This is a genomic window from Actinotalea lenta (assembly GCF_030586465.1).
Lineage (GTDB): Bacteria > Actinomycetota > Actinomycetes > Actinomycetales > Cellulomonadaceae > Actinotalea > Actinotalea lenta.
In genome coordinates this window covers 73,076-96,777 of the sequence record NZ_JAUQYP010000001.1, presented here as the reverse complement: position 1 = coordinate 96,777, position 23,702 = coordinate 73,076, and the positions used below count along the sequence as shown (strand labels likewise).

21 protein-coding genes are annotated in these 23,702 nt (G+C 72.9%); 14 read left to right on the top strand and 7 right to left on the bottom strand.

Translation table 11 applies throughout. The annotated features are described in order from the left end of the window. Positions 1-255 precede the first annotated feature (255 nt). Entirely contained in the window at positions 256-990 is a 735-nt protein-coding gene (locus Q6348_RS00425) for an exonuclease domain-containing protein (protein WP_304599369.1), read from the bottom strand. A gap of 141 nt (positions 991-1,131) precedes the next feature. Here Q6348_RS00425 and Q6348_RS00420 point away from each other — a divergent pair, with 141 nt between their 5' ends. From Q6348_RS00420 to ptsP, 11 genes are all read left to right on the top strand, one after another. Beyond that, positions 1,132-1,674, top strand: a complete 543-nt coding sequence (locus Q6348_RS00420; protein WP_304599368.1) for a DJ-1/PfpI family protein — start codon at positions 1,132-1,134, stop codon at positions 1,672-1,674. Positions 1,675-1,739: 65 nt separating this feature from the next. Continuing rightward, positions 1,740-2,864 (top strand): GuaB3 family IMP dehydrogenase-related protein, encoded by a 1,125-nt coding sequence (locus Q6348_RS00415; protein ID WP_304599367.1) that lies wholly within the window; start codon positions 1,740-1,742, stop codon positions 2,862-2,864. A gap of 9 nt (positions 2,865-2,873) precedes the next feature. Then, the gene (locus tag Q6348_RS00410; protein WP_304599366.1) at positions 2,874-3,635 is read left to right on the top strand and encodes a DeoR/GlpR family DNA-binding transcription regulator; all 762 of its coding nucleotides are present in this window, start codon (positions 2,874-2,876) and stop codon (positions 3,633-3,635) included. A gap of 132 nt (positions 3,636-3,767) precedes the next feature. Further along, positions 3,768-4,223, top strand: a complete 456-nt coding sequence (locus tag Q6348_RS00405) for a PTS sugar transporter subunit IIA (RefSeq protein WP_304599365.1) — start codon at positions 3,768-3,770, stop codon at positions 4,221-4,223. Positions 4,224-4,397: 174 nt separating this feature from the next. Then, positions 4,398-5,381 (top strand): 1-phosphofructokinase, encoded by a 984-nt coding sequence (gene pfkB / locus Q6348_RS00400; RefSeq protein ID WP_304599364.1) that lies wholly within the window; start codon positions 4,398-4,400, stop codon positions 5,379-5,381. A gap of 58 nt (positions 5,382-5,439) precedes the next feature. Beyond that, a complete protein-coding gene (locus Q6348_RS00395) occupies positions 5,440-6,612 on the top strand; it encodes a PTS transporter subunit EIIC (RefSeq protein ID WP_350339628.1) in 1,173 nt (390 codons plus the stop codon). A 133-nt stretch (positions 6,613-6,745) separates the two neighbouring features. Then, complete coding sequence (locus Q6348_RS00390) at positions 6,746-7,054, top strand: PTS sugar transporter subunit IIBC family protein (RefSeq protein WP_304599363.1); 309 nt, start codon at positions 6,746-6,748, stop codon at positions 7,052-7,054. After that, the gene (locus Q6348_RS00385; RefSeq protein WP_304599362.1) at positions 7,047-7,508 is read left to right on the top strand and encodes a PTS mannitol transporter subunit IIA; all 462 of its coding nucleotides are present in this window, start codon (positions 7,047-7,049) and stop codon (positions 7,506-7,508) included. The genes Q6348_RS00390 and Q6348_RS00385 overlap by 8 nt, the downstream gene beginning before the upstream one ends. After that, positions 7,508-8,548: a zinc-dependent dehydrogenase gene (locus Q6348_RS00380; RefSeq protein WP_304599361.1), complete on the top strand. Its 1,041-nt coding sequence runs from the start codon at positions 7,508-7,510 to the stop codon at positions 8,546-8,548. Before Q6348_RS00385 ends, Q6348_RS00380 begins: the two co-directional genes overlap by 1 nt. 179 nt (positions 8,549-8,727) lie before the next feature. Then, on the top strand, positions 8,728-8,988 hold the full coding sequence (locus tag Q6348_RS00375; protein ID WP_304599360.1) for an HPr family phosphocarrier protein: 261 nt from the start codon (positions 8,728-8,730) through the stop codon (positions 8,986-8,988). A gap of 2 nt (positions 8,989-8,990) precedes the next feature. Then, on the top strand, positions 8,991-10,670 hold the full coding sequence (gene ptsP, locus Q6348_RS00370; protein WP_304599359.1) for a phosphoenolpyruvate--protein phosphotransferase: 1,680 nt from the start codon (positions 8,991-8,993) through the stop codon (positions 10,668-10,670). 68 nt (positions 10,671-10,738) lie between these two features. On the opposite strand, the gene Q6348_RS00365 is transcribed toward ptsP, so the two are convergent. From Q6348_RS00365 to Q6348_RS00355, 3 genes are read right to left on the bottom strand one after another with little or no spacing between them, the layout of a single operon-like run. Continuing rightward, the gene (locus tag Q6348_RS00365) at positions 10,739-11,932 is read right to left on the bottom strand and encodes an acetate/propionate family kinase (protein ID WP_304599358.1); all 1,194 of its coding nucleotides are present in this window, start codon (positions 11,930-11,932) and stop codon (positions 10,739-10,741) included. After that, entirely contained in the window at positions 11,929-14,079 is a 2,151-nt protein-coding gene (pta, locus tag Q6348_RS00360; RefSeq protein ID WP_304599357.1) for a phosphate acetyltransferase, read from the bottom strand. The genes Q6348_RS00365 and pta overlap by 4 nt, the downstream gene beginning before the upstream one ends. Positions 14,080-14,128: 49 nt before the next feature. After that, positions 14,129-16,600: a phosphoketolase family protein gene (locus Q6348_RS00355; protein WP_304599356.1), complete on the bottom strand. Its 2,472-nt coding sequence runs from the start codon at positions 16,598-16,600 to the stop codon at positions 14,129-14,131. A 218-nt stretch (positions 16,601-16,818) separates the two neighbouring features. Between Q6348_RS00355 and Q6348_RS00350 the strand changes: the two genes are divergently transcribed. Continuing rightward, positions 16,819-17,724 (top strand): SURF1 family protein, encoded by a 906-nt coding sequence (locus Q6348_RS00350; RefSeq protein WP_304599355.1) that lies wholly within the window; start codon positions 16,819-16,821, stop codon positions 17,722-17,724. Positions 17,725-17,757: 33 nt separating this feature from the next. Here the strand turns inward: Q6348_RS00350 and Q6348_RS00345 are convergent, their stop codons facing one another. After that, positions 17,758-19,224, bottom strand: coding sequence for an HNH endonuclease signature motif containing protein (locus tag Q6348_RS00345; protein ID WP_304599354.1), 1,467 nt, complete (start codon positions 19,222-19,224; stop codon positions 17,758-17,760). Between the two features lie 95 nt (positions 19,225-19,319). On the opposite strand from Q6348_RS00345, the gene Q6348_RS00340 reads away from it, so the two are divergent. Together Q6348_RS00340 and Q6348_RS00335 are read left to right on the top strand one after the other, a co-directional pair. Beyond that, on the top strand, positions 19,320-19,742 hold the full coding sequence (locus Q6348_RS00340; protein ID WP_304599353.1) for a Rossmann-fold NAD(P)-binding domain-containing protein: 423 nt from the start codon (positions 19,320-19,322) through the stop codon (positions 19,740-19,742). Next, positions 19,739-20,176 carry a TetR/AcrR family transcriptional regulator gene (locus Q6348_RS00335; protein WP_304599352.1) on the top strand — a complete coding sequence of 146 codons (438 nt, stop codon included), beginning with the start codon at positions 19,739-19,741 and terminating at the stop codon, positions 20,174-20,176. The genes Q6348_RS00340 and Q6348_RS00335 overlap by 4 nt, the downstream gene beginning before the upstream one ends. Here Q6348_RS00335 and Q6348_RS00330 read toward each other — a convergent pair. Beyond that, positions 20,140-21,873 (bottom strand): ABC transporter ATP-binding protein, encoded by a 1,734-nt coding sequence (locus Q6348_RS00330; protein WP_304599351.1) that lies wholly within the window; start codon positions 21,871-21,873, stop codon positions 20,140-20,142. The two genes, Q6348_RS00335 and Q6348_RS00330, sit on opposite strands and share 37 nt — an antisense overlap. Continuing rightward, on the bottom strand, positions 21,854-23,650 hold the full coding sequence (locus Q6348_RS00325; protein WP_304601874.1) for an ABC transporter transmembrane domain-containing protein: 1,797 nt from the start codon (positions 23,648-23,650) through the stop codon (positions 21,854-21,856). The genes Q6348_RS00330 and Q6348_RS00325 overlap by 20 nt, the downstream gene beginning before the upstream one ends. Positions 23,651-23,702 lie beyond the last annotated feature (52 nt).

The following is a 23,702-nucleotide window of genomic DNA, read 5'->3' as shown; positions in this document are numbered from 1 at the left end:
GAGGTGCCCGACGGCGTCGGCGAGCCGCCCACGCGGTTCAAGGGCGCGGCAGGGACGGAGCCGCTGCCTCACCTGCCCCGTCCGCCACCCCTGTCACATGAACCGCGCCGGCTGCTCAAGCACGCTCGATCCGCTTTCCGCGATCCGCGATCCGCGATCCGCGATCCGCGCGCCCGTGGCCGCGGTCAGACCCTGCGGCAATGGGGCCGCGATCGCATCGAGGGCGAGGCGGATCGACGAGGTGCGGAGTGCGCCCTAGGCGACCCGCGCGCCACCTGCCCGGTCGGTCGTGACCGTCCGGCACGGCCAGTGCAGCTCTGCGCCCGGCCCCGCCAGCCCCTGGGACCGTCGCCACGCGTTGAAGGACTCGGCCCACAGCCGGTGCGCGTCGACCTGGCGCTCGTGCAGCGTGTCCAGGTCCGTCGTGGCGAGGTGCGGGTGGGCCAGCGCCATCGCGGCCAGCACGTCGAGCGTGGCGATCACGTCGACGTCGGCGCTGTGCAGGCCGTCCGCCAGCACGCCGTAGTGCGTGCACAGGTCGCCCAGCCGGCGCTTGCCGCGACGGTACCGGTCGACGTGGCGGTCCAGCACGAGCGGGTCGAGCACCGCCCGCACCGGGTGCCCGAGCCGCTCCGGCATCGTGGGCAGGCCGTGCCGGCGCAGCTCCGCGTCCAGCAGCGTGAGGTCGAACGAGGCGTTGAAGGCGACGATCGGCTCGGCCCGCGTGACGGCGTCGGCGAGGGCCGTGGCGATCTCGCCCAGGGCCTCCCGCGGTGCGCATCCGTGCGCGCGGGCGTGCTCGGTGGTGATGCCGTGCACGGCGGTGGCGGCGGCGGGGATCTCGACCCCGGGGTCGATCAGCCACCGGCTGGTCCGGGTCCCGGTGGCGGTGCGGCGGACGAGCGCCGCGGTGACGATGCGGTCCCGGTCGACGTCCACGCCTGTCGTCTCCGTGTCGAACCCGACGAGCGGCTCGTCGATCCAGCCCATCGCCGACCTCCTCGACCGGGCCCCGCCGGCCCCTCGTTCGCCACTGTGCCAGCAGCCTCCGACAGAGCCCGGCGCGCCACGCCGGGATGCGGTCCCGGCGCGGTGGCGGCATCCTTCGATCACGACGTCGAGGGAGGTGGCGTGCTGGCTGGCCGGACGGTGGGCTTTCTCACCAGCCATGCCGGTGTCGAGGACGCCGAGCTGACCCAGCCGTGGCGGACCGTGCAGCTCGCCGGCGGCCGACCGGTGCTGCTCGCGCCCGGCCCGGGGAACGTGCTGACGGTCGTGCACGACGTCGCCCCTGCCGGGGTCTACCGGGTGGATCGGCCGGTGGACCGCGTCCGTCAGGGGGACCTCGACCTGCTGGTGATCCCCGGTGGCCCCCTCAACGCCGACGCGTTGCGGACCGATCCGGACAGCGTCCGACTGGTCCGGGAGATGGCCAAGGCGGGCAAGCCGGTCGCGGCGATCTGTCACGGTGCCTGGCTGCTCGTCGAGGCCGACGTCGTCGAGGGCAAGCAACTCACCTCGTACCCGAGCCTCGCGACGGACATCCGCAACGCCGGAGCGTCGTGGGTCGACGAGCCGATCGTGCTCTCCGGGGAGCGTTACCCATTGCTCACCTGCCGCCGGCCCGACGACCTGGGGGCGTTCGACCAGGCGCTCGCACAGCTTGCCGCCTGAGGCCCGCGAACCTCGCCGGAAGGACGTCCCCGCGGCCACCCGCCGTGCGCCGCTAGCCTGGCCCGGTGAGCAACGAGATCGAGATCGGCCGTGGCAAGCGCGGGCGCCGCGCGTACTCGTTCGACGACGTGGCCGTCGTGCCCTCGCGTCGCACGCGGGACCCGGAGGAGGTCTCGGTCTCCTGGCAGATCGACGCCTACCACTTCGGCCTGCCGATCGTCGCGGCGCCGATGGACTCGGTGATGAGCCCCGCGACCGCCGTCGCGCTCGGGCAGGCGGGCGGCCTGGGCGTGCTCGACCTGGAGGGTCTGTGGACCCGGTACGAGGACCCGGCCCCGCTGCTGGACGAGATCGCCGCCCTGCCGCCGGAGCGGGCCACGTCCCGGATGCAGGAGATCTACTCGGCACCCATCATCCCGGAGCTGATCTCCGCGCGGTTGGCCGAGGTCAGGGCCGCGGGTGTCACCGTCGCCGGTGCCCTGTCGCCGCAGCGCACCCAGCAGCTGTGGCGCGCGGTGGTGGACGCCGGCGTCGACCTGTTCGTGATCCGTGGCACCACGGTGTCCGCCGAGCACGTGTCGGGACGCGCCGAGCCCCTCAACCTCAAGCGGTTCATCTACGAGCTCGACGTGCCCGTGATCGTGGGCGGCGCGGCGACCTACACCGCCGCGCTGCACCTGATGCGCACCGGCGCGGCGGGTGTGCTGGTCGGGTTCGGCGGCGGGGCCGCGCACACCACCCGCGTCTCGTTGGGCATCCACGCGCCGATGGCCACGGCGGTGGCCGACGTGGCCGCCGCGCGGCGGGACTACCTCGACGAGTCTGGCGGTCGGTACGTGCACGTCATCGCCGACGGCGGGGTCGGCCGATCGGGCGACCTGGTCAAGGCGGTGGCCTGCGGCGCCGACGCGGTGATGGTCGGCGCGACCCTGGCGCGCGCGGTCGAGGCGCCGGGACGGGGCTGGCACTGGGGTCCCGAGGCGCACCATCCCGAGCTGCCGCGCGGCGAGCGCGTCGAGGTCGGCACCGCGGGCACGCTCGAGGAGATCCTGTTCGGGCCCGGACGGCAGGCGGACGGCACGCTCAACCTCATCGGGGCGCTGCGCCGGGCGATGGCGACCACGGGGTACTCCGACCTCAAGGAGTTCCAGCGGGTGGAGGTCGTGGTCTCGCCCTACACCCCGCACTAGGAGGCACGCGTGTACGCGACGGAGCGGCAGCAGGAGATCCTCAGCAAGGCGCGACTGGACGGCAGGGTCGAGGTGCGTGAGCTCGCCGACCAGCTCGACGTCACACCTGAGACGGTGCGTCGCGACCTCACGGCCCTGGAGCGTCGCGGCCTGCTGCATCGGGTCCACGGTGGCGCGATCCCGGTCGAGCGCCTCGGCTTCGAGCCGGCGGTCTCCGAGCGCGAGGCAGTGATGGCCGCGCAGAAGGAGCGCATCGCCCGGGCGGCGCTGGACGAGCTCCCCGACGGGGGAGCGATCATCCTGGACGCCGGGACCACGACGGCCAGGCTCGCCGAGCTGCTGCCCGCGGATCGCGAGCTCACCGTGGTGACCCACGGGCTGCCGATCGCGATGGCCCTGGCCGGTCGGCCCCACCTCTCGGTGCATCTGCTGGGTGGGGTGATCCGCGGCCGGACTCTCGCCGCGGTGGGCACCTGGACCGAGCGTGACGTGCGCGACGTGTACGCCGACGTCGTCTTCCTGGGCATCAACGGGCTGACGGTGGAGCAGGGGCTGACGACCCCGGACCTCGTGGAGGCCGGCGTGAAGCGCGCCCTGGTCGCCGCTGCGCGACGGACGGTCGTCCTGGCCGACCACACCAAGATCGGGCGCTCGGAGTTCGCGCACGTCGCCCCGCTGTCCGCGGTGGACACGGTGATCACCGACACCGATCTGGACCTCGAGCTCGCCGAGGAGATCGAGCAGACGGGCACGCGGGTGATACGTGCATGACGGCGCTCGACCCGGCTCCCGACCGGATCCCGGGTGGAGCGCGGCTGCCGGTCGAGGGGGCCGACCGGGCGGCACGCACCTCGACGCGACCGGCAGCTGACGCAGGGAAGGTGGCGTCGAAGGAGCAGTGACATGGGACACCCGCTGATCACGCCCGGCCTGGTCGTCATGGACCTCGGCGTGGCGGACCGCGACGCCGCGACCCGGGTCCTCATCGATCGCATGGTGGCCGCGGGCCGGGTCACCGACGCCGAGGCGTTCCATGCCGACGTGCGAACCCGTGAGGCGCAGACTGCCACGGGGATGCCCGGGGGCATCGGCCTGCCGCACGCCCGGTCCGCGTGCGTGCTCGCCCCCAGCCTGGCCGTGGGGCGGGCCCCCCGCGGCGTGGACTTCGGTGCCCCGGACGGTCCGGCGACGCTGGTCGTCCTCATCGCCGTCCCCGCCGGCGGCGGTGACGATCACCTGAGGCTCCTCGCGGCCCTCTCCCGCCGCCTGGTGCACGACTCCTTCCGCACCTCGATCCTGCAGGCCCCCGATGCCGCCACCGTCGCGGACATCGTCACCAGGCAGGTGGTGGTGTCGTGAGCGCCCCGCGCATCGCGACGCGCGTGCAGCCCGAGTAGCGCACGTCCGTTCGGACACGAGAAGAGTCCGAGTCAGCCCGTTCCGGTCCGCACATCTGTGGATTGGCTTGACAAAGCGCCGTTTCCCAACTAGACACAGGTCTTGCCAAACATTCGGGCGGTCAACGGAGATGAGATGGGCGCGAACGGGCAAGATCGGGCAGTGCTGGCGATCACCCTGAACCCGAGCCTGGACCGGACCGTCGAGGTGCCCCGGCTCCGCATCGGCGAGGTCAACCGGGCGACCGGCGGCCACCTGCACCCTGGCGGCAAGGGTGTCAACGTCACACGCGCCCTGCTGGCCAACGGTGTCGCGGCGCGCGCCGTGCTCCCGGTCGGGGGATCGGTGGGCAGCCAGGTCGTCGACCTCCTCGGCGCCGAGGGGGTGGACGCCATCACGGTGGCCATCACCGGGCAGACCCGCTCGAACGTCACGATCGCCGAGGCCGACGGCACCGTCACCAAGATCAACGAACCTGGTCCGGCGCTCGCCGACCATGAGCTCGACGCGGTCGTCGAGGCCGCCCTCGGCGCGACGCGCCCCGGGGCGTGGGTCGTGCTCTGCGGCAGCCTGCCCGCCGGCGCTCCGGCGGACACCTACGCGCGCATGGTGCCGCGATTCGTCGAGCGCGGGGCCCGCGTCGCCGTCGACACCTCCGGACCGGCCCTGGTCGAGGCGCTCGCCGCATGCCCGGCCCTGGTCAAGCCCAACGCGGAGGAGCTGGCGGAGGCCGTCGGCCGTCGGCTGCGCAACCGGTCCGACGTCGTGGAGGCCGCACGCGAGCTGCGCTCGGCGGGCGTGGGCGCCGTCCTGGTGTCCCTCGGGCCGGCCGGCGCCGTGCTGGTGGACGCCGACGGCGTCCTGGTGGGCACATCCGTCGCGATCGCCCCCCGCAGCACCGTGGGCGCCGGTGACGCCTTCCTCGCGGGCTTCCTGTCCGCGCACGACGGTGGCCGCCGCGCCGCCATGGCCGCAGCCCTCGCGTGGGGCGCGGCCGCAGTCCAGCTCCCGGGCACCCAGATGCCCGGGCCGTCCGACGTGGATCCCGCCGCCGCGGTGGTCCTGCCGGACAACGAGACCGACGCGTTCCTGCCCCAACCACTCGTCGGGACCGCATAGCCCACCCACCGCGCGGGGTCAGCAGGCCTCGTGCACGTCTGGCAACGAAGGAGTTCCAGTGAGCGCATACACACCGACCGTCACGGGGACGGGGGTGAAGGCGACCGTCCAGCGCTTCGGCGGCTACCTCGCCGGGATGGTCATGCCGAACATCGGTGCCTTCATCGCCTGGGGTCTCATCACCGCGTTCTTCATCAAGACCGGGTGGACCCCGGTCGCTGCGATCGGCGGCTTCGAGGACGCTGCGGGCACCGCCCACACCGGTCTCGTCGGCCCGATGATCACCTACCTCCTGCCGCTGCTCATCGGCTACACCGGCGGCAAGATGGTGCACGGCACCCGCGGTGGCGTCGTCGGCGCGATCGCGACGGTCGGCGTGATCATCGGCTCGAGCGTGCCGATGTTCCTCGGCGCCATGGGGATCGGCCCCCTGACGGCATGGGTCGTCAAGAAGCTCGACGAGGCTCTCGCGGGACGGGTCAAGGCCGGCTTCGAGATGCTGATCGACAACTTCAGCGCCGGCATCATCAGCGGCGCCATGGCCATCTTCGGCCTGTACATCATCGGCCCCATCGTCAACGCGCTGACCACCGCTGCCGGCAACGGGGTGCAGTGGCTGGTGGATCACAGCCTGCTGCCGCTCGCCTCCCTCATCATCGAGCCGGCGAAGGTGCTCTTCCTCAACAACGCGATCAACCACGGCGTGCTCGACACGATCGGCGTGGTGCAGGCGCAGGACGCCGGGAAGTCCATCATGTTCATGCTCGAGACGAACCCCGGCCCGGGCCTCGGTGTGCTCCTCGCGATCATGTTCTTCGGTCCCGTCGCGCTGCGTCCCTCGGCGCCGGGCGCGATCATCATCCACTTCTTCGGCGGGATCCACGAGATCTACTTCCCGTACATCCTGATGAAGCCGCAGCTGATCGCCGCGACCATCCTCGGTGGCATGGCCGGTGTGTTCACCGCCGTGGTCACCGGTGCCGGGCTCGTCGCCTCGCCGTCGCCGGGGTCGATCTTCGCCTACTTCGCGATGCTCCCCAAGAGCGGCGTCATCGGCCCGCTCCTCGCGGTCCTGGTCGCGACCGTCGTCTCCTTCCTCGTGGCCGCTCCACTGCTCGGATTCCGTCGCAAGGAGAAGTCCGAGGCGGACCTCGAGGCCGCCCAGGCCGAGGTCGCCGCGCGCAAGTCCGAGTCCAAGGGCGCAGCCGCCGCCGGAACCGCCACCGCCTGACGCCGTCGCCGGGTCGGGAGCGCGGTCCCGACCCGGCGGCTGCGGGTGCCACCGCCTCGCGGCACGCGCACCACCCCCGGCCGGCCCAGGCCGGCACACCCCACCCCGCGTCCGAGCCCCACTGGAGGACCCCATGACCACCATCGACCCCGGCACCGTGAAGAAGCTCGTCGTCGCCTGCGACGCAGGCATGGGCAGCAGCGCGATGCTCGCCGGAACCTTGAAGAAGCAGCTGGCCAAGGACGGCATCACCGTCGAGCACACCGCGGTCGCCGGCATCCCCGCCGACGCCGACATCGTCCTGACCCACGCCGGTCTGCTCGACCGTGCGCGTGGTGTGGCCGGCTCGACCCCGGTGGTGCCGTTCAACCTCTTCCTCGGTGACCCCGCCGTCACCAAGGTCGTCAACGGCCTCAAGAGCGGGCAGCCGTTCGATGTCTGACATCAACCTCGCGGTGCTCCTCGCGCGCGAGTCGATCCGGCTCGACGAGAAGGCTGCGGACAAGAAGGCCGCCATCGAGGCGTGCGGCCGCGCCCTGGTCGAGGCCGGTGTGGTCGAGGAGGCCTACGTGCCCGCGATGCTCGAGCGCGAGAAGAGCATCTCCACCCACATCGGCGAGGGGGTCGCCATCCCGCACGCCACGCTGGCCGGCAAGGAGGCTGTGCTGCGTGACGGCCTGTGCTTCCTCCGCTTCCCGGAGGGCGTGGACTGGGACGGCAGCACTGTCACGATCTGCATCGGGATCGCGGCGCAGGGCGACGGGCACGTCGACGTCCTGGCCCAGCTCGCCCAGATCCTCATGGTCCCCGAGCAGGCCGCGGCCCTGCGCAACGCCGCGGACCCCGACACCGTCCTGCGGATGCTCACCCCGAGCCCCGCCAACGAAGGAGAATGATGAGAGTCGCCCGCTTCTACGCCCCCGGTGACATCCGGCTCGAGGACATCGACGAGCCGACCACGGGGCCGGCGGAGGTCAAGATCCGGGTGCGCGCGTGCTCCACGTGCGGCACGGACGTCAAGATCTCCCGGTTCGGCCACCACCACATCGACCCGCCCCGGGTGATGGGGCACGAGATCGCCGGCGAGGTGGTCGAGGTCGGCGCCGACGTCCCGGGCTGGACGGCCGGTGACCGGGTCCAGGTGATCGCCGCGATCCCGTGCGGCGAGTGCTCCTTCTGCGCCGCGGGGCAGCAGAACATCTGCCCCAACCAGGTGTCGATGGGCTACCACTTCGACGGCGGTTTCGCCGAGTTCATGATCGTCCCGGTCAACGTGCTCAACGTCGACGGGCTGAACCGGATCCCTGACGGCTTGAGCTTCGAGGAGGCCAGCGTCGCCGAGCCGCTCGCCTGCGCGCTCAACGCCCAGGAGCTGGTTCGCATCAACCCGGGCGACGACGTCGTGGTCGTCGGGTCCGGCCCGATCGGCTGCCTGCACGTGCGGCTGGCACGCTCGTTCGGCGCGGGCCGCGTCTTCCTGGTCGAGCTGTCCCGCGAGCGGCTCGACATGGCCGCGGCCCTGGTGTCGCCGGACGCGGCGATCTGCAGCGCGGACGCGGACCCGATCGCCACGATCCGTGAGCTGACCGACGGGCGCGGCGTGGACGTCGCCATCACCGCGGCCGCCTCAGGGGCCGCCCAGGAGCAGGCGCTGCAGATGCTCGCGCGCGGTGGCCGGATCAGCTTCTTCGGCGGGCTGCCCAAGGACAAGCCGACGATCACGCTGGACTCCAACCTGGTGCACTACAGCGAGCTGACCATCGTCGGCGCCAACGGGTCGAGCCCCGACCACAACAAGCGTGCTCTGCAGCTCATCGCGGAGGGCAAGGTCCCGGTCAAGGACCTCATCACTCACCGCCTCCCGCTCGACCAGGTGCTGGACGGGATCGGGATCGTCTCTCGGGGTGAGGCGATCAAGGTGACGATCCTGCCCTGACGGCGGAGCACCGCGCCGAGGGCTCGGGGTCGGTGCACACTGTCGTCGAAAGCGCCCCGGGGCCGACCGGCCCCGGGGCGCACCATGACGGGCCGCGAGAGCGGACGATCAGGACCTTTGGTGCCGTGCGCGGCGCTAGGTTGGCTTCAAGCACGCCGGGAACCCCGAGGAGGACCACCATGGCTGAGCGGACCGTTGCCGTCGCGTCGAAGGTCGGGCTGCACGCTCGTCCGGCGATGTTGTTCACCCAGGCCGTCGCCGCCAGCGGCACGACCGTGACCATCGCCCGGCCGGGGCAGCCCCCGGTGGATGCCTCGAGCATCCTGTTCGTCATGGGCCTGGGGGTGAAGCACGGCGAGGAGGTCGTGCTGGCCTGCGACGACGAGAAGGTCCTGGACGACATGGTGGCGATGCTCGCCACCGACATGGACGCGGAGTGATCATGCGGACCATCACAGGTGTCGGGGTGGGCCGTGGCGCCGTGGTCGGCCCGGTCGCGCGGGCCCATCCGGTGCCGACGGTGCCCGCCGACGCGCCGGCACCGGCGGACCCGGAGGCGGCGGCGGAGCAGCTGGGAACGGTGTTCGCCGAGGTCGCCGAGACGCTGCAGGCGCGCGCCGACGCCGCGACGGGGACGCTGAAGGACGTGCTGTCCGCGACCGCGTTGATGGCGCAGGACGCGGCGCTCGCCGGGCAGGCTGCGGCCAAGGTTCGTGAGGGCGTCGCCCCCTCGAGGGCGGTGCAGGAGGTGGCCGGGCAGTTCATCGACATGTTCACCGCCGCCGGCGGTTACATGGCCGAACGTGCCACCGACCTCGCGTCGGTGCGCGACCGCGTCATCGCGCAGCTCGAGGGCCTGCCTGAGCCCGGTGTCCCGGCGCTCACCCGCCCGTCGATCGTCGTCGCGGAGGACCTGTCCCCGGCGGACACGGCGGTGCTGGACCTGGCCAACGTGCTGGGCATCGTGATCGAGAAGGGTGGCCCGACCTCGCACACCGCGATCATCGCCGGCCAGCTCGGCCTGCCCTGCGTGGTGCGCGCCGCGGAGGTCGCAGAGCTGACGGACGGCGAGGAGGTCGCGGTCGACGCCGCACGCGGCACGGTCATCGTGGAGCCCGACGAGGAGGTCAAGGCCGCCGTCGTGGCGCGGCGCGCGGCGCTGGCGGCGCTCGCGGAGGACACCGCCGACGGAGCGACGTCGGACGGCCACGGCGTGCAGCTGCTCGCCAACATCGGCACGGCCCAGGACGCCGAGCGTCTCACGGACGCGGCCGTCCAGGGCGTGGGTCTGTTCCGCACCGAGGTGCTGTTCCTGGACGCCCAGACCGCGCCGAGCGAGGACGACCAGGCCGCGGTCTACGCCCGGGCACTGACCGCGCTCGGCGAGCGGAAGGTCGTGATCCGGACCCTGGATGCCGGCGCAGACAAGCCGCTGGCCTTCGTCACGCAGCCCGGGGAGGACAACCCCGCCCTTGGCGTGCGTGGCTACCGGCTCGTGCGTGCCGCCCCCGAGCTCCTGGCGACCCAGCTCGCGGCGATCGGCCGGGCGCAGGCCGAGACCGGCGGCAGGCCCTGGGTGATGGCGCCGATGATCGCCACGGTGGCCGAGGCTGCGGAGTTCGCCGCACTGGCCCGTGACGCGGGGGTCCACACCGTCGGGGTGATGGTCGAGGTCCCTGCGGTCGCTCTCCGGGCCCGCGACGTGCTCGCCGAGGTCGACTTCGTCTCGATCGGCACCAACGACCTGGCTCAGTACACGATGGCGACCGACCGGCTCCGTGGCGAGCTGGTGGACCTGCTGGACATGTGGCAGCCCGCGGTCCTGGACCTGGTGGCGATGACCGCCGAGGCCGGCGTGGAGCTGGGCAAGCCCGTCGGGGTGTGCGGCGAGTCGGCCGCCGACCCCGTGATGGCGCTCGTCCTGACGGGCCTCGGGGTGACCTCGCTGTCCATGTCCCCGGCGGCGGTCCCCGGCGTCCGCTACGCCCTACGGGCGCACACCCTGGACGTCTGCCGCCAGATGGCGGCCGCCGCCCGGGGCGCGCTCACCGCACCGGAGGCCCGGGCCGCCGCCCTGGACCTCGTGGACCCCAAGGTCCGCGAGGTCCTGGCCCTGGACTGATCCCCGTGATCAAGGAGTTCGTGCCCGGCGACAGGGCACGAACTCCTTGATCACGCGCGGGGAGGGTGTCAGGCCCCGAGCAGCTCCACGGCCTGGCGGGCGATCTCCAGCTCCTCGTTGGTGGGCACCACGAGGACGGTGACCTCCGCGTCGTCGGGAGAGATGACGGTGATCTCCTTCTTGCGTCCTGCGTTGCGCTCGGGGTCCACCCGGATCCCGAGCCGCTCGAGCCCCGCGAGGGAGTTCAGCCGCACGATGTCGTCGTTCTCGCCGATGCCCGCCGTGAACGCGATCGCGTCGACGTGCCCGAGCTGGGCGTAGTAGTTGCCGACGTAGCCCTTGATCCGGTGGTAGTACACCTGGAGCGCCGTGCGGGCCTCCTCGTTGCCGGCGGCGACGGCGTCGTGCACGTCGCGCATGTCCGACATCCCGCACATGCCGAGCATCCCCGAGCGCCGGTTGAACAGGTCGTCCAGCTCGTCGGTGGACATCCCGGCCACGCGCCGCAGGTGGAAGATCACCGCCGGGTCGATGTCCCCGGTCCGTGACCCCATGACCAGGCCCGCGAGCGGCGTGAGGCCCATCGAGGTGTCGAAGCACACCCCGCCCCGTACGGCCGAGGCCGAGGCGCCGTTGCCCAGGTGCAGCACGATGGTGTTGAGCTCGCCGTAGTCCCGCCCCAGGTACTCCGCGGTGGTGCGCGACACGTACAGGTGCGAGGTGCCGTGCGCCCCGTACCGGCGGATCTGGTAGCGGTCCGCGACCTCACGGTCCAGGGCGTAGGTGTAGGACTCCGGCGGCATGCCCTGGTGGAAGGACGTGTCGAACACGGCCACGTGGGGCACGGCGGGGAAGGTCGTGCGCGCGGCGACCATGCCCTCGACGTTCGCCGGGTTGTGCAACGGAGCCAGCGGCGACAGGTCGGCGATCCGCTGCTGCACCGTGTCGTCGATCAGGGCGGGGCCCGAGAACACGGCGCCCCCCTGCACCACGCGGTGCCCGACGGCGGCCAGGTGCTCGGGGTCGATCTCGGGGCCGTGGGCCTCGAAGAGCTCCATCATGATCGCCATGCCCGCGGTGTGGTCGGGCACGGGACGGTCGATCTCGGTCCTGCCGTCGGGACCCTCGTGCTTGGCGTGGCCCATCTCCAGGCCGATCCGCTCGACGATGCCCGACGCGAGCGACTCCGAGGTGCCGACGTCGATCAGCTGGTACTTGATCGACGACGACCCAGAGTTGACGACCAGGACGTGGGTGCTCATGCGAGGGTTCCTCCGGAAGTGATGGCGGTGCCCGCCGGGCTCACCGCGACGGGGGTGCCGTCCGCCGCGCCGGCGGCAGGCACCCCGGAGAGGGCCTGCGCCTGGATCGCGGTGATCGCCACCGTGTTGACGATGTCCTGCACCAGGGCGCCGCGCGACAGGTCGTTGACCGGCTTGCGCAGACCCTGGAGCACCGGTCCGACGGCGACGGCCCCGGCGGAGCGCTGCACCGCCTTGTAGGTGTTGTTGCCGGTGTTGAGGTCCGGGAAGATGAACACCGTCGCCCGGCCGGCCACGGTCGAGTCCGGCATCTTCGTCTTGGCAACGGACGCGTCCACGGCGGCGTCGTACTGGATAGGACCCTCGACCTCGAGGTCGGGGCGGCGCTCGCGGACGAGGGCGGTCGCCTCCCGGACCTTCTCCACGTCCGCGCCTGTCCCGGACTCGCCGGTCGAGTAGGACAGCATCGCGATCCGGGGTGCGATCCCGAACTGCGCGGCCGTGTCCGCGGAGGAGATCGCGATGTCAGCGAGCTGCTCCGCGGTGGGGTCCGGGTTCACGGCGCAGTCGCCGTAGACCAGGACCCGGTCCTCCAAGCACATGAAGAACACGCTGGAGACGATGGACGTCCCCGGCTGGGTCTTGATGATCTCGAACGATGGCTTGATGGTGTGCGCGGTGGTGTGGATCGCGCCGGAGACCATGCCGTCGGCGAGCCCGAGCTGGACCATCATGGTCCCGAAGTACGACACCGAGCCGACGATCTCCCGTGCCCGCTCGACCGTCATGCCCTTGTGCTTGCGCAGCTCGGCGTAGTCCCGTGCGAACCGTTCGTGCAGCTCGCCGTCCTTGGGGTCGATGACGTCCGCCGCGGAGATGTCCAGGCCCAGCTCGGTGGCGCGTCCGCGGATCGCGGCTTCGTTGCCGAGGATGGTCAGGTCGGCGACCTCGCGCTGGAGCAGCGTGCTGGCGGCCCGGAGGATCCGGTCGTCCTCGCCCTCGGGCAGCACGATGTGCTTCTTGTCCGACCGGGCGCGGGACAGCAGCTCCCACTCGAACATCAGCGGCGTGATGACGCTGGGCCGGGACACGTCCATCCGGGCCAGCAGCGCCTCGCCGTCGACATGCTTCTCGAACAGGGCCAGCGCGGTGTCGACCTTGCGCTGCGAGTCCGCCGACAGCCGGCCCCGGATCGAGGCGGCGGCGCTCGCGGTCCGGAACGTCCCGTAGTCGCACCGGATGATCGGCAGCCGTTGACCGAGCGCGTCCACCAGCTTCGCGACCTGGGGCGGCGGGTAGAAGCCGCCGTTGAGGATCACGCCGGCGAGCGACGGGTAGCTCTCCGCGGCGTGGGCGGACAGGAGACCGAGCAGGACGTCCGAGCGGTCACCGGGGGTGATGATCACGGCCCCGTCGGTGAGCTTCTCGAGCAGGTGCTCCACGGACATCGCGCCGACCAGGACGTCGAGCGCCTCGCGGGACAGCAGGTCGGTGTCGCCCGCGACCAGGCGGCCGTCCACGGCTTCCATGAGCGCCCGCACGGTCGGTGCCATGAGCACGCGGTCGTCCGGGATGGCCCAGGCCGGCAGGTCGTAGCCGAGCGCGGCCCGCATCGCGAGCAGGTGCTGGCCCGGGCACCGGTTGGCAACCAGGCCGATCACCTCGGCGTGCTGGGTGCGCAGCTCGGCCAGGCAGACCTCGGCCATCGAGTGCACCTCGTCCGGCCGACGGTTTGACCCGCGGATCACGAGCAGCACCGGCGAACCGAGGTTCACCGCGATCCGGGCGTTGTACGCCAGCTCGGTCGGCCCCGCCGCGACGTCGGTGTAGTCCGTGCCCACGATGACCACGACGTCGGACTTCCGCTCGACCTCGTGGTAGCGCGACACGATGCGCGACAGTGCGGCCTCCGGGTCGTGGTGCACCTCCTCGTAGGTGACGCCGACGCACTCGTCGTAGCTGAGGTCCACGCCCTCCCGGGACAGCAGGAGCTCGAGCACGTAGTCACGCTGCTGCACCGACCGGGCGACGGGGCGGAACACCCCGACCCGGGCCACGGTCCGGGTCAGGAGGTCGACCAGGCCGAGGGCGACGGTCGACTTGCCGGTGTCGCCCTCGGCAGAGGTGATGTAGATGCTGCGTGCCACGGTGTCCTTCTTGCTGTGTCGTGCCGACCGTCGGCCGGCGGTGGGGGGTCTACTCGTTGTCGCCGCCGGTCGCGGATGCGGCGGACATGGCCGCGGCGGCTCCGTCGCCGGCCTCCGGCCACACCCAGTCGCGGACCTCGGGGATGTCCTCGCCGTACGCCCGGGTGTACTCCCGGGCCCGCAGCCGTGCGTCGACCATCTTCTGGCGCAGGTTCGCCTGCCCGGTCCGCAGCCAGTGCACGTGGTCGATGACGTCGATCACGAGCTTGTAGCGGTCCAGGTCGTTGAGCATGACCATGTCGAAGGGCGTGGTCGTGGTGCCCTCCTCCTTGTAGCCGCGCACGTGCAGGTTGGAGTGCCCGTTGCGGCGGTAGGTCAGGCGGTGGATGAGCCACGGGTACCCGTGGTAGGCGAACACGATGGGCCGGTCCGCCGTGAAGATGTTGTCGAACTCGCGGTCCGACAGTCCGTGCGGGTGCTCCCGCTCGTCCTGCAGGCGCATGAGGTCGACGACGTTGACCACGCGGACCATGAGCACGGGAAGCTCGCGGCGCAGGATGTCCGCGGCGGCGAGCACCTCGAGGGTCGGCACGTCACCCGCGGCGGCGAGCACGACGTCCGGCTCCTTGCCGGGGATCTCCGTACCTGCCCAGTCCCAGATCCCGAGCCCGCGGGTGCAGTGCGCAACGGCCTGCTCCATGGTCAGGAAGTTGGGCGCGGGCTGCTTGCCCGAGACCACGACGTTGATGTAGTCGCGGCTGCGCAGGCAGTGGTCGTAGGTGGACAGCAGGGTGTTCGCGTCCGGCGGCAGGTAGACCCGGACGACCTCGGCCTTCTTGTTGATCACGTGGTCGATGAAGCCGGGGTCCTGGTGCGAGAACCCGTTGTGGTCCTGGCGCCACACGTGGCTCGACAGCAGGTAGTTCAGGCTCGCGATCGGTCGGCGCCACGGGATGTCCGCGGTGACCTTGAGCCACTTGGCGTGCTGGTTGACCATCGAGTCGACGATGTGGATGAACGCCTCGTAGCAGTTGAACAACCCGTGCCGCCCGGTGAGCAGGTAGCCCTCGAGCCAGCCCTGCATCTGGTGCTCCGAGAGCATCTCGAGGACGCGGCCGGCGCGGGCCAGGTGCTCGTCGACCTCGGGGCCGTCGAACTCGGCGTTCCACTGCTTGTCGGTCGCGTCGAACACGGCCTGGAGCCGGTTGGACGCCGTCTCGTCCGGCCCGAAGATCCGGAAGTTGTCCGGGTTCAGCCGGATGACGTCGGTCAGCCACTGGCCCAGCACGCGCGGCGCCTCGGAGATGGAGCCGCCGGGGGAGGGCACGTCCACGGCGTACTCGCGGAAGTCCGGCAGGCGCAGGTCGTGCAGCAGCAGCCCGCCGTTGGCGTACGGGCTGTCGCTCATCCGCAGGGTGCCGGTCGGGGCGAGCGCCCGCACGTCCTCGATCACCCGACCGTCGGCGTCGAACAGCTCCTCGGGGCGGTAGCTGCGCAGCCAGTCCTCGAGCACCTTGAGGTGCTCGGGCGTGTCCCGCGCGTTGGCCAGCGGGACCTGGTGGGCGCGCCATGACCCGGTGGTCTTCTTGCCGTCGATGTAGTCGGGACCGGTCCAGCCCTTGGGCGTGCGGAACACGATCATCGGCCACATCGGACGCTCGAGGTCGCCCTGCGCGGCCTTGGCCTTGATCGCGGCGATCTCGTCCAGGACCTCGTCCAGCAGGGTCGCGAAGCGGCGGTGGACGGAGAGGGGCTCCTCGTCGTCGAAGCCCGCCGTGAACACGTGCGGCTTGTGCCCGTAGCCCACCATGAGGTCGGTCAGCTCGTCCTCGCTGATCCGGGCGAGCACGGTCGGGTTGGCGATCTTGTACCCGTTGAGGTGCAGGATCGGCAGCACGACGCCGTCGGCCCTCGGGTTGACGAACTTGTTGGAGTGCCAGCTCGTGGCGAGCGGGCCGGTCTCGGCCTCGCCGTCGCCGACCACGGCGGCGACCAGCAGGTCGGGGTTGTCGAACACGGCGCCGTAGGCGTGCGAGAGGGCGTAGCCCAGCTCGCCGCCCTCGTGGATCGACCCTGGGGTCTCCGGTGCGACGTGGCTCGGGACACCACCGGGGAAGGAGAACTGCCGGAACAGCCTGCGCAGGCCCTCCGCGTCCTCGGTGATGTCGGAGTACACCTCGGAGTAGGTGCCGTCCAGGTAGGCGCTCGCGACGAGGCCCGGGCCGCCGTGACCCGGGCCTGTGATGTAGATCGTGGACTGCTGACGCTCGGCGATCGCGCGGTTGAGGTGCGCGTAGAGGAAGGTCAGTCCAGGCGTCGTCCCCCAGTGCCCCAGCAGCCGCGGCTTGACGTGGTCCGCGGTGAGCGGCTCGCGCAGCAGGGGGTTGTCCAGGAGGTAGATCTGGCCGACCGACAGGTAGTTGGCCGTGCGCCACCACGTGTCGATCCGGCTCAGGACGCTGTCGCTGATCTCACCGGAACCGGTACGCCACGCACCGGTCGCAGCGGGCACTTCGGTCATGTCGTCTCCTGTGCTGCCGGGGCCCGGCCGTGGTCCGCCCCAGGGTCTCGCGCTCATCCTCGGCCAAACATGGGACGTTTGGCCCTGCGGGGGGCTGGTCGAGCCGTTCGTGCTGGACTGTGCGGTTCCCACTTCACCACATCCAGGTGCCCACCACACGGAGAGCGACGAGCCTGCTCGCGGCGGTCTCGTCGGCTGGTCCCGGTTACCGTGGTCCCATGGGTCCGACCGTGCGCGAGCGGCTGCGTGCCGCAGCGCGTCCGCGGATGATTGCGGTGCTCGCGGCGTTCCTGATCATGGCGGCGGTGTTCGCGCGACTGGGCGTGTGGCAGCTCGACCGGGCCCTGTCTCGCGGTGAGGCGCGAGCTCAGGCGGCCGCCGAGCGGACCGAGAGAGCCGCACCCGTTCCGTTGGGCAGCGTGCTGCCTCCGCAGACCACGTTCACCTCCGACCTGGTGGGCAAGCACGTCACGGTCACGGGGACCTTCGAGTCCGACCAGCTCCTGGTGACGGGCCGCGTGGTGCACGGACGGACCGGTGCGCTGGTGCTCACGCCGCTGCGGGTCGCGGGCACGGGCGCCGTCCTGCCCGTGGTGCAGGGCTGGGTGTCCGGGGTCGAGGACCCGGCTGGCACGGCGCCCCCGCCGGCCGGCGAGGTGACCGTGGTCGGCTGGCTCCAGGTGGGCGAGGCCGCGGGCCGGGGAGGGTTCCCGGCGGGCCAGACCGACGCCATCAGCCCCGCCGAGCTGGTCAACAGCTGGGGTGGCCCGATCTACACCGGCTACCTGGTCGTCGACACGATCGACGGCGCGCCCCCCGCGGGCATGGTCGCCCTGGGTCCCCCCGGCACGACGGCGGGCGGGGTCGACTGGCGCAACCTCGGCTACGCGCTGCAGTGGTGGCTGTTCGGCGGCTTCGCGCTCGCGCTGTGGTGGCGCATGCTCGGCGACGAGGCGCGCGAGCGCAGGGCTGCCGACGCGGGGGACGGTGGCGAGCCCCGGCCTGAGAGCGACGTCCGGCCCGAGCCGCACGACGATCTCGGGCGCGCGCACCCGGACGGTGACCGGCCCGAGCGCCCTGACGGTGTCCGGCCCGGGCCCCGGGACGAAGCGCACTCTGCGTAGGTCGCTGCGGGGCAGTCGCTGCACGCGCGCGTCCTAACCGGCGAGCGGAAGCTCGCCTTGGTCCACGTCGGGTCGCCCGCGTGCCGTCGTGCCGTCGGGTGGGGGCGGGTCGTCTGGTGGGCGGTGGGGTCCGGGTGGCCCGGGGTGCTCAGGCAAGGGCGGGTCGTCGGGTGGACCCGCGCGGTGGTGGGTGATGGCGTGTCCGTCGGGTCGGGTGAACAGCCATCGGTCGTGGTCGCGGGTGATGTGTAGGTGGTGTTGGTGGACGCGGTCGTGGTGGTGGAAGCACAGCAGGATGCCGTTGGGCACGGCGGTGGGTCCGGTGTCGCGTTGCCACCATCGGACGTGGTGGATCTCGCCGAGGGTGGGGGGTGCGTGGCAGCCGGGGTATTGGCAGGTGCGGTCGCGGGCGATGACGGCGCGGCGTTGCTGTCCGGTGAAGGTGCGTTGGGCACGGCCCACGTCCAGCACGGCCGAGTCGGGGCCGAAGATCACGCGGGTGATCTCCGAGTCGCAGGCCAGGCGGGCCAGCACGGAGGGCGGCACGGGGGTGCCGTCGTCGAACTGGGCCGGTGCCAACGCGGCCCAGTCGGGCCGGTCGGGGTCCTCGCCGACGCGGTGCCAGGTGGCCGGTAGCCAGGTGGCCGCGCCGGGTCCGTCGGCCTGGGCGGCGCGCGCGACCTGGTGGTGGAAGGCTTCCCAGCCGACGTGCACGCTGAGGTGGGGGCGCACGGCCTGTCCGGTGCCGGCCAGGCCGCGGTCCAGGACCAGTCGGGCGGTGTCCACGAGCGCGGCGGCGTGGCGTTGGTCGACGGTGCGGGTCTCCTCGGCGGGCGGGACCCCGCCCACGGCGCGCAGGGCGGTGGCCAGGACCTCGCCGTGCTCGCGGGTCAGGAAGCCGTGCAGGGCCAGGCCGTCGCCGCGGCGGGACAGGGTCAGGTGTTCGCGGGCCGCGGCGGCCTGGTGGTCGCGTTCTGCGGTGCCTGCGTCCACGGTCTGGGCCCAGCGGGCCACGGTCCGGGCGAACTGGTCGGCGCCCTGGTGGCGCCCCTGGCGCACCAGCCATGCCTCGTTCACGGCCGGGTTGGAGGAAGCCAGGGCCTGCTTGTGGGCTGGGGAGGTCGCGGCCCGGGCCAGCACCTGGGCGTGCTCCAGGGTCAAGGCCCCCTCGACAACAGCGGCGGCGGTGGCGGGCAGGTCGTGGTCCAGTGCCCGCCCCAACGTGGCCTGGCGGCGCGCGGCGCCGACCGAGGTGCCCTCCCGGCGGGCGACCCACTGACCGAACGTGCGCGCCGGTCCGGCCTGCCAGCGCCCGTCGTCCTCGACCCGGGCCAGGACCCGGGCCGCCACCGCGGTGATCTGCCCGGCCAACCGGGCCAGCTCGGCGTGCAGGCTCGGCCCGTCCGCGCCGTCCACCCCCGACAGGTCCGCGGCGGCCAGGTCGGCCACGTCCGCGCGCAACCGGGACAGCACCCCCGCCACCCGCTCGCCACCCGCCATGCGAACAAGTGTACGAAGAACCCCTGACACGCGGGGCGCAGCAACCCCATCTGTGGACAACCAGCCAGCAGCCCGAACCATGCCACCTTGCCGAGGTGCGTCCACCCCCTCGGTGCGGGCCGGGCGGTGTCGACACCCGCGACATCGGGGTCGCGGCGCGGGTGTTCGGCGACCCGGCGGCGCACCACGGCGCCGGCTACACCCTGACCGGTCCCGAAGCCCTCGACTTCCCGCAGGTCGCGGCGATCCTGGCCGCTGAGCTCGGCCGCGCCATCACCTACCGACCCGCAGGCGTCCTGCCCTACGCGGCGCATCTGCGGCGGACCGGGCTCCCGCTCGCCCAGGTCGCCGTCCAGACCGTGCTGCACGTGGGGCTGCGCCGCGGTCAGGCCGACCACGTCGATCCCACCCTGGAGCGCCTGCTCGGCCGGCCGGGACGGACCGTGGCGGAGTACGTCCACGACCATCGCGGCCGGTGGGCGCTCCCCGGGGCACTCGCGTCGGGGGCCCGGACATGACCCGCACCGACCCCCGGGTCGTCCGGTCGCGCGCCGCCGTCCTCGCGGCGGCCACACAGCTGCTCGCCACCGACGGCGTGGCCGGCACCACCATCGAGGCGGTCGCCGCGCGCTCGGGCGTGGCCAAGACGACGATCTACCGCCACTGGCCGGACCAGCGAGCCCTGGTCCGGGACGCCTTCGGTGTCGCGCTGCCGATGCCCGCGGCGCCCGACACCGGCACGCTCGCGGGCGATCTGCTCGCGCTGGCGACGGGGCTGGCCCGGGCACTGGCGGACTCGCCGGCCGATGCCGACGCCATCCTCGACGCGCTCGCCGGTCCGCTGTTCCACCGCCGCTACGTCACCGGTGGTCCGCTGGACGAGGGGGCGATCCGGCGGGCCGCCGACCTCGCGTGTCACTCCTGTTGCCAGGACCGCCACAGGTCTGCGTAGTCCCCACCCGCGGCGACGAGCTCCTCGTGCGGGCCGATCTCGCGGATCCGGCCGTCGTCGACGACCGCGACCCGGTCGGCGTCGTGCGCGGTGTAGAGGCGGTGTGCGATCGCCACCACGGTGCGCCCGGACAGCACCCGGGACAGCGACTGCTCCAGGTGCCGGGCTGCGCGCGGGTCCAACAGCGACGTCGCCTCGTCCAGCACCAGGGTGTGCGGGTCGAGCAGGACCAGCCGGGCGAGCGCCACCTGCTGGGCCTGCCCCGGGGTCAGCGTCACACCGCCCGACCCCACCTCGGTCGACAGCCCACCCGGCAGCGCCTCCACCCAGGCGAGTGCGTCCACGGCGGCCAGGGCACGGCGCAGGGCCGCGTCGTCCGCCTCCGTGTCCGCCAGGCGGAGGTTGTCGGCCAGCGTCCCGACGAAGACGTGGTGCTCCTGGGTGACCAGAGCGACGTGCCCGCGCAGCTCCGCGAGCGGCAGGTCGACCAGCCGCACGCCGTCGATCGCGACCCGGCCGCCGGTCGGCGGGTGGATGCCGGCGAGCATCCGGCCGAGGGTCGACTTGCCCGCACCGGACGGCCCCACCACGGCGAGCCGCTCACCGGGCTGCAGTGCCAGGTCGATGCCGTGCAGCACGTCGTGCCCCTCGCGGTAGGCGTACCGCAGGTCGCTCGCGACCACCTGGTCACCGGCGGGCCGCTCGGCCCCCGCGGTCCGGTCCGGCTCGACCGACCCCACGCCCAGGATCCGCGCCAGCGACGTCGCGCCGATCTGGATCTCGTCCAGCCAGTAGATGAGCTCGCCGATCGGGTGCCGGATCTGCAACGCGTACACCGCGACGGTGGTGACCGCGCCGGCCGTGCTCAGGCCCTGCGAGACCAGCCACGCGCCCCACAGCAGCGAGGCCGCGACGGGCAGCACGAAGGACACGTCCACGCCCGGGAACAGCACCGTGCGCAGGAACAGGGTTCGCGACTCGGCGGCGAACGCCTCGCGCTGGTCGTCGTCGATGCGGCTGCGGCGCCGGTGGCCCAGGCCGAGGGCGTCGGTGGTCCGCGCACCCTCGACGGACTCGCTGATCGTCCCGTTGAGCGTCGCGTAGGCGGCGGACTCGCGCAGGTAGCCCGCTGCGGCGCGGTGCAGGTACCAACGGGCGGTCGCCGTGAGGGTCGGCACGCCGACGAGCAGCGCGACCGCCACCCGCCAGTCCACGGCGACGGCCGCCACCGCCGTCAGGACCACGGTGGCTGACGTGACCAGGATCCGCGGGACACCGAACCGGACGGAGTGCTGCGCGCGGTCGATGTCGTTGGTGGTCCGGCCCAGCAGGTCGCCCGTGCCGGCCCGCTCCACCACGGACAGCGGCAGTCGGGTCACGGTGGTGACGAACTCCTCGCGCAGGTCCGCGAACACGGTCTCGCCCAGCACGCGCGAGGCGCGCTGCGCATAGCGGATCGCCACGGTCTGCACGAGGACCGCGGCGACCAGCCAGGCGGTCGCCCGGTCGACGAACCCGACCGTGGTGCCGCGCCCGACGGCGTCGACGAGCCGGCCCAGGAGCCACGGTCCCGCGAGCCCGGCGAGGGCCGCGAGCGCGTGCAGCACCAGCACCCCGGCCAGGGGGCGCCGGTGGCGGCGCACGAGGGCCAGGGTGTGCGCGCGCAGGGTCGCGGCGTCAGCGATGGGCAGTCGCACGGGGGTCCTCCTCCCGGGGGTCGTAGGGGTCGATGAGGTCGTCCTCGGCGGCCGCACGCGACACGACGCCGCGGTACCGCCGGCCGCCCTCGTCGTCGGCTGCGAGCAGCCCGCGGTGCGTCCCCTCGGCCAGCACCCGCCCGCCGGCCAGGAGAACCACGTGGTCCACGTGGTCCAGCACCAGAGGGCTCGCCGTGACCACGACGGTGGTGCGGCCCGCCCGCGCCGCGGCGAGCCGCCGGGCGATCCGTGCCTCGGTGTGGGCGTCCACGGCACTGGTCGGCTCGACCAGGACGAGCACCTCGGCCTCGGTGAGCAGCGCGCGCGCCAGGGCGAGGCGCTGACGCTGGCCGCCGGACAGCGAGCGACCCTTCTCCGCCACGTGCCCGTCGAGCCCACCCGGCACCGACTCGAGCACGTCGTGTGCGTCGGCGACGTGCAGGGCCGCGAGCTTCGCGGCGTCGTCGCTGCCGCCCCGCACGTCGAGCTCCTCGCGCAGCGAACCGGTGAACAGGTGCGGCATGGACTCGGCCACGACGATGCGTCGCCGCACCTCCGCCAGGCCCAGCTCGGCCAGCGGGATGCCGCCGAGCCGCACGCGTCGGTCGTGCCCCGAGCCCAGCAGCCCGAGCCGCAGCGCAAGCGCGGCGGACTCGTCCGGGTCCGGGCTGACCACGGCGGTGAGCCGGCCCGCAGGGAGCGCCACGCCGGTCGCCTCGTCCACCAGCGACGACGCCTCGGTCGCCGGCGGCCGCTCGCCCAGGTCCAGCGGCTGCTCGCGGGTGTCGGCACCCGTCGGCGGCACCGACAGCACGCGCAGCATCCGCCGCACGCCCACCACCGCGCGCGTGACGATGCGCAGCGCCTCGGTGGCCACGTCCAGCGGCTGGGTGAGGAACGCGGCGTAGCCGAAGAACGTCACGAGCTCGCCGGGCGTGATGGTCCCCGCGATCGCCAGGCGGGCCCCGTACCAGACCACCGCGGCCAGGAAGAGCCCCGGCAGCAGCGCCTTGAGCGCGTCGAGCACCGACTCCGTCTGTGCGACGCGTACGCCTGCGCGCCGCACGCGCTGTGACTGGTCCCGGTAGCGGCCGGCGAACACGTCCTCGCCGCCGATGCCGCGCAGGATGCGCAGCCCGGCCACGGTGTCCGCACCGAGCGTCGTCAGCCGTCCGCCCGCTGCCCGCTGATCCGCCTCGCGGCGCGACAGCGGACGCACGATCAGGGCGAGCATCGCGGCCACCGTCGGCAGCCCGACGAGCACTGCGAGCCCGAGCGCGACCGACGCGCGCAGCAGAAGCACGGCCACGACGGCGTAGGAGACCAGCGCCCCGACGAGCCTCGGCAGGATCCAGAACACCTCGCCGACGCGCAGCGAGTCGGACGCCACGGTCGCGACGACCTCGCCGGTCGGCAGCTCGGCGGTCACGGCGTCCCCGGTGCGGGTGACGTGGTGCCCGAGCAGCTGGGAGGACCGGAAAGCAGCCCGGATCCAGCCCTCCACGAGGCGCCGGTGCTCCATCACGTTCGCCAGGGCGCCCAGCAGCCCCACCGCGAGCAGCAGCAGCACGGCCGACCACAGCGCGCGGACCGGGCCGCGCTCGAGGCCGGCGTCCACCGCGACGCCCAGCAGGTAGGGCAGCGCGGCGGCGGAGACGAAGGCCAGCGACGACCACGCCACGCAGGACCCGACCAGCCCGGCCTGCCCTCGGGCCACCCACCACAGGTAGGCGGAGGCCGAGGTCAGCGGCGGGCGTCCCGGGTCGGCGTAGGGCATCTGGCGCACCCGGAGACGGTAGGTCCCGCCACCGACACCGGGCGACGACTTT

Bases quoted from the DNA above. Each gene is read 5' to 3' on its own strand.
- Q6348_RS00335 (WP_304599352.1), top strand. From the start codon at position 19,739: ATGACCCGCACCGACCCCCGGGTCGTCCGGTCGCGCGCCGCCGTCCTC.
- Q6348_RS00380 (WP_304599361.1), top strand. From the start codon at position 7,508: ATGAGAGTCGCCCGCTTCTACGCCCCCGGTGACATCCGGCTCGAGGAC.
- Q6348_RS00425 (WP_304599369.1), bottom strand. From the start codon at position 990: ATGGGCTGGATCGACGAGCCGCTCGTCGGGTTCGACACGGAGACGACA.
- ptsP (WP_304599359.1), top strand. From the start codon at position 8,991: ATGCGGACCATCACAGGTGTCGGGGTGGGCCGTGGCGCCGTGGTCGGC.
- Q6348_RS00375 (WP_304599360.1), top strand. From the start codon at position 8,728: ATGGCTGAGCGGACCGTTGCCGTCGCGTCGAAGGTCGGGCTGCACGCT.
- pfkB (WP_304599364.1), top strand. From the start codon at position 4,398: ATGGGCGCGAACGGGCAAGATCGGGCAGTGCTGGCGATCACCCTGAAC.
- Q6348_RS00385 (WP_304599362.1), top strand. From the start codon at position 7,047: ATGTCTGACATCAACCTCGCGGTGCTCCTCGCGCGCGAGTCGATCCGG.
- Q6348_RS00365 (WP_304599358.1), bottom strand. From the start codon at position 11,932: ATGAGCACCCACGTCCTGGTCGTCAACTCTGGGTCGTCGTCGATCAAG.
- Q6348_RS00405 (WP_304599365.1), top strand. From the start codon at position 3,768: ATGGGACACCCGCTGATCACGCCCGGCCTGGTCGTCATGGACCTCGGC.
- Q6348_RS00345 (WP_304599354.1), bottom strand. From the start codon at position 19,224: ATGGCGGGTGGCGAGCGGGTGGCGGGGGTGCTGTCCCGGTTGCGCGCG.
- Q6348_RS00325 (WP_304601874.1), bottom strand. From the start codon at position 23,650: ATGCCCTACGCCGACCCGGGACGCCCGCCGCTGACCTCGGCCTCCGCC.
- Q6348_RS00390 (WP_304599363.1), top strand. From the start codon at position 6,746: ATGACCACCATCGACCCCGGCACCGTGAAGAAGCTCGTCGTCGCCTGC.
- Q6348_RS00355 (WP_304599356.1), bottom strand. From the start codon at position 16,600: ATGACCGAAGTGCCCGCTGCGACCGGTGCGTGGCGTACCGGTTCCGGT.
- Q6348_RS00350 (WP_304599355.1), top strand. From the start codon at position 16,819: ATGGGTCCGACCGTGCGCGAGCGGCTGCGTGCCGCAGCGCGTCCGCGG.